This window comes from Methylobacterium sp. AC433 (assembly GCF_979253015.1).
Map to the genome: position 1 here is coordinate 1 of NZ_CEEDBN010000007.1, position 13097 is coordinate 13097.

Genomic DNA, 13097 nt, shown 5'->3' on the forward strand with positions numbered 1-13097 from the left:
GGCCCGGGAGGATTTCTCGATGACCGATCGTCTGCCTGGCTTCAACACGCGGGCCATCCATGCCGGCGCCGCGCCCGGCCCCGAAACCAGCGCTATCCTGCCGGTCGCGCCTGAGCTATGGCCCCACGCCATGAGCCAGACCGCGACCCGCCCGACCCTCGCCCGCCCGCAGACGACGCCCGAGGCGGCCGTGCCGGCGGCGCGCATCCTCATCGCCAGCTTCGTCGGCACCGCGATCGAGTTCTACGACTTCTACGTCTACGCCACGGCCGCCGCCCTGGTGATCGGGCCGATCTTCTTCCCGCCCGGCGATCCGGCGGTGCAGACGCTGGCCGCCTTCGCGACCTTCTCCATCGCCTTCATCGCGCGGCCCATGGGCGCGGCCTTCTTCGGCCATTTCGGCGACCGGGTCGGGCGCAAGGCGACCCTGGTGGCCTCGCTGATGATCATGGGCCTGTCGACGGTGCTGATCGGCTGCCTGCCCTCCTATGCCACCGCCGGCTGGTGGGCGCCCTTCGCCCTCTGCGTGCTGCGCTTCGGCCAGGGCGTCGGCTTCGGCGGCGAATGGGGCGGGGCGGCCCTGCTGGCGGTGGAGAACGCGCCGCCGGGCCGGCGCGCGCTCTACGGCATCTTCCCGCAGCTCGGCGCGCCCGTCGGCTTCATCACCGCCAATCTGGGCTTCCTCGGCCTCGCCCTGGCGCTCAGCCCCGCCGACTTTCAGGCCTGGGGCTGGCGCATCCCGTTCCTGGCCTCGGCCGTCCTCGTGGGCGTCGGGCTCTATGTCCGCCTCAAGCTCACCGAGACCCCGGTCTTCAAGGCCGCCCTGGAGAAGGCCGCCCCCGAGAAGGTGCCGCTGGCGGTGATCTTCACCAAGTACATCCGCGCGACGCTGCTCGGCACCTTCGCGATGGTGGCCTGCTACGCGGTCTTCTACCTCTCCACCGTCTTCGCCCTGAGCTACGGCGTCTCGACGCTCGGCTTCACCCGGCCGACCTTCCTGCTCTTCGAGTGCGTGGCCGTGCTGTTCATGGGCCTCGGAATCCCGCTCTCGGGCTGGGCCGCCGACCGCTACGGACGCCGCCCCGTCCTGCTCTCGGGCCTGATCTTCACCGCGAGCCTCGGCCTGCTGATGGGCCCAATGCTCGGCAGCGGCCAGGGCGGCCTCGTCCTCGGCTTCCTGTGCCTCGGCCTGTTCGCGATGGGCTGGCTGTTCGGCCCCATGGGCGCGCTGCTGCCCGAACTCTTCCCGACCCGCGTGCGCTACACCGGGGCGAGCGTGACCTACAACCTCGCGGGGATCCTGGGGGCGTCCGCTGCGCCGTACCTGGCGCAGCGGTTGAGCGAGTGGGGTGGTGTGGGTTGGGTTGGGCTTTATCTGGCGGTGGCGGCGGGGATTAGCTTTGTCGCTGTGGCGTTGATGCGTGAGACGCGGGAGACTTCGATTTGAACTCGCAATTCTAACCTCTATCGATCGCTAAAAAAGCTCTCACCCGTAATTCCAGCGGCATCAAAAAATGCCTGATTTCGATCTCTTGCATCCTTGACGAGGTCGTCCCAACCGATGAGTTCAATAGAGCCGCGGAATCCGTCGTTAGGACGGTAGATACGACCTCTCCCGTCTGCCGTCCTCTGCCATGAGAACGTCCAGTCATCAAGACGGCCAACCACGTCCGCGACTATGAAGCAATAAAATATTGTATTTGCATCTAGCTTTATTGGTCTACCTTTGACGTCCTCCATCTTTCCAGTTTGGAGCCGCCGAACGTATCGCTCGATTTGTAGCTGTGGATTTTCGTCGTCCTCGTAATTTTTGCGGCCAGGCTTCTTAAATTCCACAAGCAAGATTTTGGATGGCCCATCCTTCTGACGGAGTCCATGTACATAATCGAATATCAAAATATCTGGCCGCTCTTCACTGTCAATAGATTCTGCTAATGTTGAAAATTCTACATCTGAACTGAAATACTGCGCGAAAGCTAGTCTTTCATCAATAATCCAAAGATCATGAGAGGCTGCCGCCTCGACTTTTCGGCCCTCATCCGCAATGGTATTCACGCGGAGGGGACAAATGAAAGAGTGAAGGACATCCTCTCGCTGATAGGCGCCATCTCTTTTATCATCACGAACTTTTTCAAGAAGTATTTCGATAAAATCCAATACGACCTTTCTTCTTACAACGTATTCCGCCAAGCTTCTCTGCTCAGCGTCTTCTATAGCCGCGCTTGCTTCTTTGATCGTTTCTGAAAAAGAACTTGCGTCAATCTTGTCGCTTTTCAGTCTTTTCAATACCGAACGTATTTTTTCGGCTTGTCGCTCATCTCGTCTAAAACGCTCGCGAGCCAGATGGCCATAGATCGCATCATCTTTTAGCTCACCAGAGGGCACTTTCTGCTGCAATTCGTCGACATCACCGAATGCAACAGAGGGATAAGTGGCTGTGATTGTCTTAATTTTATTCCGTTGCTCTTCGCGTAAAATCAAAATGGGCGCCGCCAGGAAATTTTCGACGAATGGCCAACAACTCTCGTTGATCATTCGGTCCAGAATAGCATCCTCAAATTGAAATTTTGTACGCTCCTGATTTACATTTTTATCAAGAAAATCGCCTGTGAGAATTGCGTGAAATACTCGATCTGAGTTAATTCCAAAATATTTTAATCCGAGCTTTCCGTCAATGCACTGTGAATGAACAGTTCGATCGTGTGCAATAAAATGAACGAAATGAGAGCCTTTTAAGTCAGCACTCGCAACCTTGCTGCATTCCATCATGGTAAATTGAAGAATTCCGTAGCCGTTTGTATCTGGAATATCTGCAAGTTCCTTCCTGTAGACAATCTCATTGATTGCAGACGGGTACTCTCGATCTTCGTCTCCAATAGATACAGATATACGTGGGCATCTGCCTCCAATAAATGTCGGGAGAAAATGTGATGTCAGATGCTGGAAAATTGATTTCTCCCTAGCGGGGAATTTTTCCCTATATCCATTAGATCTTAAGCCGCCAAATTCGACGTGGAAAAACGATCCACTTTGCCCTTCAAATTCCTCTAAATTTAAATCTCTAATTTGATCATCTACATCAAGAACAAATCTAAAGGTCCTTTTTTTAAAATTATCGTCATCTTTAAAAATGCTTTTAATATTGATATGCTGAAAGCAATCCAGCCACAGCAGACGGCCGACGCCCTTTCCACCTATATCTATTTTATTGTCTGTATCTGTAGTTATAAATGCCTCCCAGTTTTTTTCATCGAGGCCCGGGCCATTGTCTTCGATAGTTATAGATATGTCATTTTTTGATTTTCGTTTACTAATATTGACAATAATGTAACCCTCACTCGCAACTCTGTCTCCAAATTTGGCCTGCGTCGAATGGATACCGTTGCTCAGTGCTTCAAATAGCGGCTGGAGCGCATCAGCTACGCTAGATGGCTTTGGTAGTCTGGCAATGCGCTTAACTAGATTTGACCGGAGATTCGTCATCCAAAATCTCAACTATTCATATTCATAAATTAGGTTTTTAGTACCATTATAGATTGAAATTAACAATTCCTATCACCGTATGATTTCAATCTTCGGACACCGATCCATCACCACGACGCACCCCACCGCCTCAGCCCGTTCCGCTGCCGCATCATCCCGAACCCCGATCTGCATCCAGATGAAGCGCGGCGGCTGGGGGAGGGCGAGGGCCTCGTCCACCACGCCGCCGGCGGCGTCGGAGCTCCGAAAAATCTCGACCATGTCGACGGGCTCGGGCAGGTCGGCGAGGCAGGCGAAGACGGGCTGGCCCTGGAGACTCTGCCCGGCGAGCCCGGGATTGACCGGGATCACCCGGTAGCCGCGCTCCAGCAGGAAGGCCATGACGTGGTGGCTCGGCCGGGCCGGGTTGGCCGAGGCGCCGACCAACGCGATGGTCCGGGTCTCGGCGAGCACCCGGCGGATCAGGGCGGGGTCGTAGGCATCGTGGGACTGGCGCATCCTCGATCTTGTCGGGCAAGCGGGGGCGTGCTGCAAGGCTTCGCGGGTCGTCCGCAAGACGTCGCGCGGTTTTCCCAGGTCATCGGGCCGGCCGCGTCACGGTGAGCCGGAGTTCGCGTCCATGTCCGAGACCCTGCCGCAGGCCCTCACGCTGGGAGAGACCGTGGCCTTCCTCGAATCGGCCTTCCCGCAGATGGAGGCCGGGGGCCGGACCTACCACCTGGTCGAGGTCGGCCCCGGCCTCGCCCGGATGCGGATGGACCACCACGAGCGCCACCTGCGCCCCGGCGGCACGGTCTCCGGTCCCTCCATGATGGCGCTGGCCGACTACGCCCTCTACGCGGCGATCCTGGCCAGCCTCGGCCCGGTGGCGCTCGCCGTCACCACCAGCCTGAACTTCAACTTCCTGCGCAAACCCGGCCCAACCGGACTCCTCGGCACCGCCCGCTTGCTCAAGCTCGGCCGGCGCCTCGCCGTCGGCGAAGTCCACATCGCCGGCCCGGACGGCGCCCCCCTGGTCTGCCACGCCACCGGCACCTACGCGATTCCACCGGGGGCCAAGTCATGACACCGGGTGGGCCGCCCGATCCCCACGACCTCGACACGACCCTCGCGGTATACGCCGGCCTCCCCGCGCGCCCGCGATCCATCCGGAGCCCGGCACCGGGTTCGCTGTGGCCCGCCCCGTGCGTTGCTGCTAGAGATCCGCCGCTGACCAGGGGAGACGACGATTTCCGACGATGTATGGGTGACCGGCTTGGGCCTCCTCGCCGTCTTTGCCCTCGTGCTGGCCAACGGTTTCTTCGTTGCCGCCGAGTTCGCCCTGGTCTCCGTCCGGAAGAGCCGCGTCGCCGAGCTGGTCTCCGAGCGCCGGACCAACGCCCGATCGCTCCAGCGCGCCACCGACCAGCTCGACGCCTACCTCGCCGCGACCCAGCTCGGCATCACCATCTCGTCCCTGGCCCTGGGCTGGGTCGGCGAGCCGGCCCTAGCCCATCTCATTGTTCCGGCACTGCATTTCCTGCCGGAGCCGGTTGGCACAACCGCCGCCCACACGATCGCGGTGGTGATCTCGTTCGTCATCATCACGGCGATGCACATCGTCCTCGGCGAGCTGGCCCCGAAGAGCCTCGCTCTCCAGCGCAGCGAGCGGACCGCGCTCGCCGTGGTGCGCCCCCTGGGTGTCTTCCTGTTCGTCTTCCGGCCGGCGATCCTGTTCCTGAACGGCCTCGGCAACGGCGTGGTGCGGATGTTCGGCCTGCAGGCCGGCCATGGCGAGGGTTCGCTGCACTCCACGGCGGAGCTCAACCTCCTGGTCCAGGCAAGCCAGGAGGCCGGCCTGATCCGCGAGGCTCAGCAGGAGGCGGTGCAGCGCATCTTCTCGATCGGCGAGCGGCGGGTGCGCGATATCATGACGCCGCGCCACGAGGTCGAGTGGGTCGACGCCGATGAGGAGCCGGAGGCGGTCCTGAAGTCGGTGCGGGAATGCGACCATGCGCAGCTCGTGGTCAGCCGCAGCGAAGTCGACGAGATCGTCGGCGTCGTGCGCAAGCAGGACCTGCTCAACCAGCTCCTCGACGGCAAGCCCGTGAACGTCCTGGCGGCCACTCAGCCGCCCATCGTCGTGCACGAGAGCATGTCGATCCTGGCGGTCCTGGAGACCTTCCAGGCGAAACCCGTGCGGATGGCGGTCGTCGTCGACGAGTACGGCAGCCTGGAGGGGATCGTGACGCAGACCGATCTTCTGGAGGCCATCGCCGGCAACATCCCGGAAGTGGGCGACGAGCCGAGCGTGGTCGAGCGCGAGGACGGATCCCTCCTCATCGACGGTATGATGCCGGCGTCGCAGGCCTTCGACCGGCTCGCTTTCGCCGAACACCCGAATTCCGACGACTTCACCACGCTCGCAGGCTTCGTGATCTTCCGCCTCGGCCGCATCCCGGGAACGGGCGACCTCTTCGAGTCCCACGGCTGGCGGTTCGAGGTCGTGGACATGGATGGGCGGCGCATCGACAAGGTCCTGGCGACGCCCCTGTCGGGAACGACCGAGTAAGGTCGCGACACTTCGTGGAAACACCTGCCGGGCGATGGTTCGGCCCGTGACGGCGGATTGCGGCGACTGAGGTGTTGTTGGGGTAAGCTCCTTGGCCGGCGCGACGATGTTTTCAGCATCGATAGGGCTACTCTGAGCAGAGCAGTTCAGGGCAGAGCAGTGAATGCGCAGGCCGTCCCGATGAGCCTCTCTCATGGATACGCTCGACCACGACGTTAGGGTCGCCGAACAAGGGCCTGTTCGTGCCGATCGGAGGTGAAGAGCGGTAGGAAACGAATCGATAAGCGGCGCTTCGTTCGACCGAAGGCATCCGCGCGCTGAACCCAAAACCGGCACGACCGGTGCACATCGATCGCCAATGGAAGCAACGCAGACAGCATGCTGCCTGCGTTGCGGTCACGAATTGAACGACGCGCACTGGAACAGCGCGCCGATGATCAAGAACTCAGGCGTCGACCTTCTTGCGCGGTCCGCGCCGCTTCTTCTCGACCTGCGGAGCCTCGGCCTGAGCTTCCTCAGGCGGGGGAGCCGACACGGTCTCCTCCGATGCGGTCTTGGCAACGCCCTTGCGGCGCTGCTGACCGAGGCCGAGGGCGCGGGCCAGTTCGGAGCGCTGCTCGGAATAGCTTGCCGACGTCATCGGATAATCGGGCGCCAGACCCCATTTGGCGCGGTACTGCTCGGGGGTCAGGCCGCGCAGAGTAAGGTGCCTGCGCAGGGTCTTGTACTGCTTTCCGTCCTCGAAGCTGATCAGGTAATCCGGCGTGATCGAACGGCGAATTTCCTGGGGGGTCGCTTTCGGCGGACCAGCATCCGCAGCTGGCGTACCGCTGGCAGTCACGCCTCGGATCGCCTCATGGACATCACTCAGCAGCTTGGGAAGCTCTGCACTCTGTACATGATTGTTGCTGACGTAGGCCGAGACGATATCGGCTGCCAGGGTGATGAGCCGAGCCGCGTCGTTATCCGTTTCATTCATGTGACTTCGCCGATCTGCATAAGTGTTGATCTTGTCTTCAAACGTAGGCTCGCTTCTTTTCACAAGCAAGATGTTACGTCGAAGAATGAACGTTTTTTCCATCGGCATTAAGTGGATCGTTTATCAAATTTTCGCGCATCGCCTGCACTAGTAGGGGCGATCACGCTCCAGTTGCCCGAACACATCGTCGAAGGCTCGTTCGCGCCCGATCGAATTTGTCGGATGCTCGCGGCAATGCTGATAAGTCACTCCATCAGCGCAACATGTTCGACCGCAATCCGAATTCGTGCCCCGATCCACTCGGTGCCGCTGGCTTTCGCAGGATCGGTGCCTTTACGCTCCCAGGCTTGAAGGTGGCGCGCTTCCCTACATCGACACTTATGCGCTCGCGTCGATCTCCAACGAACGTCTGCCCGATCAGCGGACATAACGTTTCGTTCGATAAAACAATTTTATGGTGTTCGCAATGAAGCGAAGAGACTCTGCACAGCATTGGCAGCAGATGCTTGGCGATGGCTCAGATGCCGATCAGACCCCAATGGAATCGAAGTGGCCCTGCTGTGCGTCTTTAGCTGCCTGGCTACCACTCATCTTCGCGCGCGCGTCGAGGATCTCGCACGGATGATACTCGTTCGAAGGCCCGAAGAAATTCTGTCGATCAAGGCTTGGGATGAAGGCTTCCGCACCACGCCCGCATACTGGCGAATCGGCGTGACCTCGATAGCGAAACGGAATGTCCGACGTGGCACTCACCCATCGAAGGGCTGTGGAGGCGATGGTCGGATAGCAGGGTCGAGGGACTGGGTCGCGTGACGGCCCCGCCGGAAGTCCGGCGGGGCCGAGTTTGGTCATCAGTCGAGGCCGAGCATCAGGCCGATATTCTGTACCGCCGCGCCGGATGCACCCTTGCCGAGATTGTCGAGGCGGGCAACGAGGACAGCCTGTCGATAGGTCTCGTTGCCGAAAACCCGAATCTCGAGGCGGTCGGTATCGTTCAACGCTTCCGGCTCGAGGCGCTCGGCACCGTCGTTGGGAATGACCCGCACGAGATCCTGCCCCTCGTAATAGGCAGCTAGGGCCTTCTCCAATTCCAGTACCGTCGGCGAACCCGGGAGGGTGTCGAGGTGGAGCGGTACGCTCACCAGCATGCCCTGCCGGAAGTTACCGACGGAGGGAATGAAGATCGGCCGCCGCGTGAGGCCGGCATAGGCCTGCGTCTCGGGCAGATGCTTGTGGCCGAGACCGAGCCCGTAAAGCAGGAAGGACTCTCCTTCTCCGGCCTCGTAGGTCTCGATCATGCCCTTCCCGCCGCCGCTGTAGCCGCTGACGGCATTGATGCTGATCGGGTGATTCGACGGGATCAGGCCCGCTTCCACCAGAGGGCGCAGCACCGCGATCGCGCCGGTCGGATAGCAGCCTGGATTGGCCACGCGCCTGGCGCCGCGGATCGCCTGCGCCTGGGCGGGTTCGAGTTCGGCGAATCCGTAGACCCAGGCCGGATCGACCCGGTGCGCGGTACTGGCGTCGAGGATGCGAGGTCCGCCGCCCGGCAGGGTGTCAGCAAGGGCAACGGTCTCCTTGGCGGCGGTATCCGGCAGGCACAGCACGACGAGATCGACCGCCTGCAGCAGGTCGCGCTTCACCGCGATATCCTTGCGGCTCTCATGCGGGATGCTCTTCAGGGCGACACGGCCCTCGCGCTCGAGGCGCTCGCGGATTCCGAGGCCGGTGGTTCCCGCCTCGCCATCGATGAAGACCGTGGGCTTCCGCCCCGCATCGTTCTCGCTCATGGTTGCCTGACATCCTCTTGATCGCACCGACGAAGACACGTCTCGCACCGGCCCGTGAGCGCAGGTGACCGGGACGCTTCGTCAAGTCAACGTCTTCTCGCCACCGGGACAAGGCTTGATGACGCTCGATCAAGCCTGTGTATCACTCGGAGTGGCCTGGAACGGCCGCATCGGACGGCTGTTATTCGCCGGACGACACACCCGATCGAGGTCGAACCGATGTCAGCCAGCGCGGAAAAGAGCGATCCCAAGCTTTGGGAGAAGGTGAAGAAGCAGGTCACCGAATCCGACAAGGGCGGCAAGCCCGGTCAGTGGTCGGCCCGCAAGGCCCAGGCCGCCACGAAGGCATACAAGGATGCCGGCGGCGGCTACGAGGGCAAGAAGTCCTCCGACAATCACTTGAAGCAGTGGACCGAGGAGGAGTGGGACACCAAGTCCGGCAAGAAGAGCGGCGAGACGGGCGAGCGCTACCTGCCGAAGAAGGCCCGCGAGTCGGTGTCCAAGTCGGAATACGATCGGTCCACGAAGAAGAAGCGTGCCGATTCCGCCAAGGGCAAGCAATTCTCGAAACAGCCCGCCGACGTCGCCAAGAAGACTGCAGCGGCGCGCAAATCCGCTTCAGGCAAATCAAGCTCGGCGAAGACGAAGGCCGACCTGATGAAAGCGGCGCGCGACAAGAACATTCCTGGCCGCTCGAAGATGTCGAAGGGCGAACTGGAACACGCCCTGCACGCCTGAGGGCTCAGGCGCTGAGCGTACCCCAGGACGGCTTCCACAAGTTCCGGTCATCGATCACCACGATCTCGCGCCCGCTCTCGTTGGCCACGTGGACGGCGATGCCGAAGGCCTGGGCGATGGGGAGCACGCCGGTGGTGCTGAACAGGCGCCCGTCGGCGAGCTTCACCTCCCCGGTCGTCGCACCGTCCGTCTCTGCCAGGCAAAGGGTCACCGCGTCGGCGTCGGGCCTGGTGACGCGTCGGAAGGGCTTCGCCATGGGTACTGGTCTCTCTGCCGCGGCTCAAAAGGAAAGGGCGGCCGAAGCCGCCCTGTCCGGACATGTATCGAAGGGCCGGATCAGCGCTTCGAGAACTGGAAGCTGCGACGCGCCTTCTTGCGGCCGTACTTCTTGCGCTCGACCACGCGGCTGTCGCGGGTGAGGAAGCCTTCGCGCTTCAGCGGCGAGCGCAGCTCCGGCTCGTAGTAGGTCAGCGCCTTCGAGAGGCCGTGGCGCACGGCGCCGGCCTGCCCCGAAAGACCACCGCCGTGAACCGAGACGGTGATGTCGTACTGGTCGACGCGATTGGCGATCTGCAGCGGCTGGCGCAGGATCATGCGCAGCACCGGACGGGCAAAATAGGTCTCGACGGCGCGGCCGTTGACGACCACCTTGCCGGTACCGGGCTTGATCCAGACGCGGGCGACCGCGTCCTTGCGCTTGCCGGTCGCGTAGGCTCGGCCCTGGGCGTCGAGCTTCTGGACGTGGACCGGGGCGGCGTTCTCCGGCGACTCGACGTTCGCGCGGTTCAGGTCGGAGAGGGACTGAAGGGTCGCCATGATCAAGCGCTCACGTTCTTGCGGTTGAGGCTGCCGACGTCGAGCGCCTGCGGCTGCTGGGCGGTATGGGGATGCTCGGAGCCCTTGTACACCCGAAGGTTGCCCATGATCTGGCGGAAGAGCGGGCCGCGGGGAAGCATGCGCTCGACGGCCTTCTCCACGACACGCTCAGGAAAGCGACCGTCGAGGATGAACTTGGCCGTGCGCTCCTTGATGCCGCCCGGATAGCCGGTGTGATGATAGTACACCTTCTGCTCGCGCTTGCGGCCGGTGAACTTCACCTTCTCGGCGTTGATGACGATGACGTTGTCGCCGCAATCGACGTGGGGCGTGTACGCAGCCTTGTGCTTGCCGCGCAGGCGCATGGCGACGATGGAGGCGAGCCGGCCGACGACCAGGCCCTCCGCATCGACGATGATCCACTTCTTGTCGACGTCGGCGGGCTTCAGAGAAAAGGTCTTCATCCCGTGGCGTTCCGTAATGGTGTCTGGACAAAACGATGCGCCGCCGCGTGCAGGACGCGGCGGCGTTGGAGGTTCCATTAAGGAGATGCGACGGCTCCGTCAAGCCGCCTTTCGCGTGCTTAATCTCTCAAAGAGACCAAAAAGCGTAGTTGTTGGAGGCCCTTCGAGTTTGCGGTACCAAAGTACCGTGTCATAGGTCAGCGGTCTGCTTTGTCGCCAGCCGTGGTGAGCTCGATGTAGCGGAGAGTGGTCGGGCGTACGAGTTCACGGACCTTGCGCGCCATCGCCTCCTCTTCGCGGAGGGACTGTTGGAAGCCTGTGAGCGCCGTCTGTTGGCCCGCGGCCTCGGTGATGGCCAGAAGCGATTCATAGGCAGCGATCTCGAAGTTCTCGAAGGCGTGATTCGCGTAGGCATTCTTCAGGATCTCGTCCTGGGCCGGCATGTGGCCGAGGGCCATCATGTTACCGAAGAAGCCGAGCACGCCCTCCTTGATGGTGGAAGGGCTCTCCGAAACGCCGTGCAGAGCCTGCTCGAGGCGGGTCCGCTGGCCATGCGTCTCCTCGATGTGACGGCGCAGGGCCGCTTCCATCTCGGGGTAACGCTGCAGGCGCTCGACCTGCCGCTCCATGATCTGGAGCGCCTGCATCTCAAGCGCATGGGTGTTCTTCAGGGCAGTCACATAGATTTCGCGCGTGTCGATGGCCACCTGGACGTTCTCCTCATCGCTTGCGAAGACATTCGCTGTCGTCACGAGAAGATGTCCGCGCCGACTCCTGTTCCGCGCGGATCCGGAGGTCCTTAAAACGCAGTCGTGCGACAGAGAGGCACCCAGGGCTACCTCCGAAGTACGCGGATCAATTGCCGCGCTTGTCGATCTGCGAAAAACTTAGCCTCGTTTCAGTCGCTCCAGTTCCGCCTCGGCCGCCAGAGCCCGCGTCTTCCAGCCGTCGCGCTCCGCCTCGGCTTCGCGGGCTGCGATCTCGGCTCGCTGGGCCCGCGCCGCCTGCGTCGCGGCCAGGGCCTGCGCGCGTTCGCGGGCGCGGGTCTCGCCCGCCATCTGAACTTTTAGGTCGCGGGGCGTGGCCATCGCGGCAATCCTTGGCTCGGGTCCGGTCCGCTGCTGTCCCGCGCGGTCGAGCTAGGGTCAAGCGCTGCCGAGGCAGCGCGGGGCGCTTAGGCAGGCGACGCACGGGACACCAAGCGGTGAAAGCCGAGGGCGGCCGCGGCGAAGACAGCCGCTCCGAGACCCGTCGCCACCGGTGCGAATCCTGGACCGACCAGCACGAGGGACGAGCCGCGCCCAGCAAGCGTGTCGGCAGCGGCGAGGAGCACGCCGACGATGCTCTCGCCGACGAGAAATCCCTACGCGACGAGAACGCCCCGTCGTCGAGCCAGGGTCTCTCCATCTTTCGAAGGGTGTGCCTGAAGGCGCCTTCGGGCGAACCAGCCGATGATGCCCCCGATGGCGATCGTCACCACGACTTCGAGGGGTAGGTAGCTCCCGATCCCCACCGTCAGCGCCGGAAACGACAGGTCCCGCCGCCGCAGGACGGCCTCCAGGGCGACGAACATCACGCCGAGCCCTGCACCGACCGCCACCATCGTCCAGGGCAGTTCGCCATGGACGATGCCGGTCGCGATCTGGGTCATCAGGGCGGCCTGCGGCGCCGGCAGGGCGTTGCCCGCCTCCATGTCCGCCCGGGGCAGGGCTCCGGCAGGGTCCTGACGCCTCGGGGGTCCGCCATATCCGAAGCGTCGTCCCCTATCGGCATCGTGCGAAAGCTCGCCCGCCCTGCAAACCACATAGGTTATCGGAGGTGGTCTCCGGTCCGGCGCGGCCACGGCTCCGGGGGCGATCCTGCTGCGACCCTTATGAAATGACACCGCGTTGCCGCTCGAACCCTCACACGATGCGACGTAGATTTCCCGTGCGGTCCGCCACTTGGACCGCCCGAACCGACGAGACGATCATGTCCATTCCTCTCCCGGCCGCCATCGACAGCCCGGTCTCCGCCGACGACACGCCGCGCTACATCATCGGGCGGGACGGGCAAGGCTGCTGGGTTGCCGTCGAGATCCATGGCCGTGCCGGCGGTCTGTTCCGCACATGCCAAGCGGCGGTGCATTATGCCGTCGAGGCGACCGCGCATCGGCCGGAGGCCGTTCGGATCGCGGCGGACCGCGTCGAGCTTCGGATCTGACGAGCGGGCCGCTGGTCGGGCTCTCAGCCATCGGCCTCGCACCAACCTCGGCTCCGGGCGACATGAAGGCCGGG

At 62.4% G+C, this 13097-nt stretch carries 15 protein-coding genes; 5 read left to right on the forward strand and 10 right to left on the reverse strand.

Annotated elements, in window-relative coordinates; translation table 11 throughout:
• Nucleotides 1–130 precede the first annotated feature (130 nt).
• Nucleotides 131–1447, forward strand: coding sequence for an MFS transporter (locus AC0IWM_RS12095; RefSeq protein ID WP_471755612.1), 1317 nt, complete (start codon nt 131–133; stop codon nt 1445–1447).
• Nucleotides 1448–1464: 17 nt separating this feature from the next.
• Here the strand turns inward: AC0IWM_RS12095 and AC0IWM_RS12100 are convergent, their stop codons facing one another.
• Nucleotides 1465–3483 (reverse strand): ATP-binding protein, encoded by a 2019-nt coding sequence (locus AC0IWM_RS12100; RefSeq protein WP_471755266.1) that lies wholly within the window; start codon nt 3481–3483, stop codon nt 1465–1467.
• Between the two features lie 72 nt (nt 3484–3555).
• Nucleotides 3556–3981: a CoA-binding protein gene (locus AC0IWM_RS12105; protein WP_471755268.1), complete on the reverse strand. Its 426-nt coding sequence runs from the start codon at nt 3979–3981 to the stop codon at nt 3556–3558.
• A gap of 121 nt (nt 3982–4102) precedes the next feature.
• Between AC0IWM_RS12105 and AC0IWM_RS12110 the strand changes: the two genes are divergently transcribed.
• Nucleotides 4103–4549, forward strand: coding sequence for a PaaI family thioesterase (locus tag AC0IWM_RS12110; protein WP_471755270.1), 447 nt, complete (start codon nt 4103–4105; stop codon nt 4547–4549).
• A 180-nt stretch (nt 4550–4729) separates the two neighbouring features.
• Entirely contained in the window at nt 4730–6034 is a 1305-nt protein-coding gene (locus AC0IWM_RS12115) for a hemolysin family protein (RefSeq protein WP_471755273.1), read from the forward strand.
• A gap of 445 nt (nt 6035–6479) precedes the next feature.
• Here AC0IWM_RS12115 and AC0IWM_RS12120 read toward each other — a convergent pair whose 3' ends face one another.
• Nucleotides 6480–7013, reverse strand: coding sequence for a Ros/MucR family transcriptional regulator (locus tag AC0IWM_RS12120; RefSeq protein ID WP_471755614.1), 534 nt, complete (start codon nt 7011–7013; stop codon nt 6480–6482).
• An 851-nt stretch (nt 7014–7864) separates the two neighbouring features.
• Nucleotides 7865–8803 carry an N-acetyl-gamma-glutamyl-phosphate reductase gene (argC, locus tag AC0IWM_RS12125; RefSeq protein ID WP_471755275.1) on the reverse strand — a complete coding sequence of 313 codons (939 nt, stop codon included), beginning with the start codon at nt 8801–8803 and terminating at the stop codon, nt 7865–7867.
• A gap of 219 nt (nt 8804–9022) precedes the next feature.
• On the opposite strand from argC, the gene AC0IWM_RS12130 reads away from it, so the two are divergent.
• Nucleotides 9023–9541 (forward strand): hypothetical protein, encoded by a 519-nt coding sequence (locus tag AC0IWM_RS12130; RefSeq protein ID WP_471755616.1) that lies wholly within the window; start codon nt 9023–9025, stop codon nt 9539–9541.
• A 4-nt stretch (nt 9542–9545) separates the two neighbouring features.
• Here the strand turns inward: AC0IWM_RS12130 and AC0IWM_RS12135 are convergent, their stop codons facing one another.
• The 6 genes from AC0IWM_RS12135 to AC0IWM_RS12160 form a co-directional block, all read right to left on the reverse strand.
• Nucleotides 9546–9797 carry a hypothetical protein gene (locus AC0IWM_RS12135; RefSeq protein WP_471755277.1) on the reverse strand — a complete coding sequence of 84 codons (252 nt, stop codon included), beginning with the start codon at nt 9795–9797 and terminating at the stop codon, nt 9546–9548.
• Between the two features lie 80 nt (nt 9798–9877).
• Nucleotides 9878–10357, reverse strand: coding sequence for a 30S ribosomal protein S9 (gene rpsI / locus AC0IWM_RS12140; protein WP_056222465.1), 480 nt, complete (start codon nt 10355–10357; stop codon nt 9878–9880).
• 2 nt (nt 10358–10359) lie between these two features.
• Nucleotides 10360–10821, reverse strand: coding sequence for a 50S ribosomal protein L13 (gene rplM / locus AC0IWM_RS12145; protein ID WP_055952181.1), 462 nt, complete (start codon nt 10819–10821; stop codon nt 10360–10362).
• Nucleotides 10822–11018: 197 nt separating this feature from the next.
• Complete coding sequence (locus AC0IWM_RS12150; RefSeq protein ID WP_471755618.1) at nt 11019–11528, reverse strand: ferritin-like domain-containing protein; 510 nt, start codon at nt 11526–11528, stop codon at nt 11019–11021.
• Between the two features lie 180 nt (nt 11529–11708).
• A complete protein-coding gene (locus AC0IWM_RS12155; RefSeq protein WP_471755279.1) occupies nt 11709–11909 on the reverse strand; it encodes a hypothetical protein in 201 nt (66 codons plus the stop codon).
• A 275-nt stretch (nt 11910–12184) separates the two neighbouring features.
• Nucleotides 12185–12514: an OPT/YSL family transporter gene (locus AC0IWM_RS12160; protein ID WP_471755281.1), complete on the reverse strand. Its 330-nt coding sequence runs from the start codon at nt 12512–12514 to the stop codon at nt 12185–12187.
• 278 nt (nt 12515–12792) lie between these two features.
• On the opposite strand from AC0IWM_RS12160, the gene AC0IWM_RS12165 reads away from it, so the two are divergent.
• The gene (locus tag AC0IWM_RS12165; protein ID WP_471755283.1) at nt 12793–13023 is read left to right on the forward strand and encodes a hypothetical protein; all 231 of its coding nucleotides are present in this window, start codon (nt 12793–12795) and stop codon (nt 13021–13023) included.
• The last annotated feature ends 74 nt before the right edge of the window (nt 13024–13097 follow it).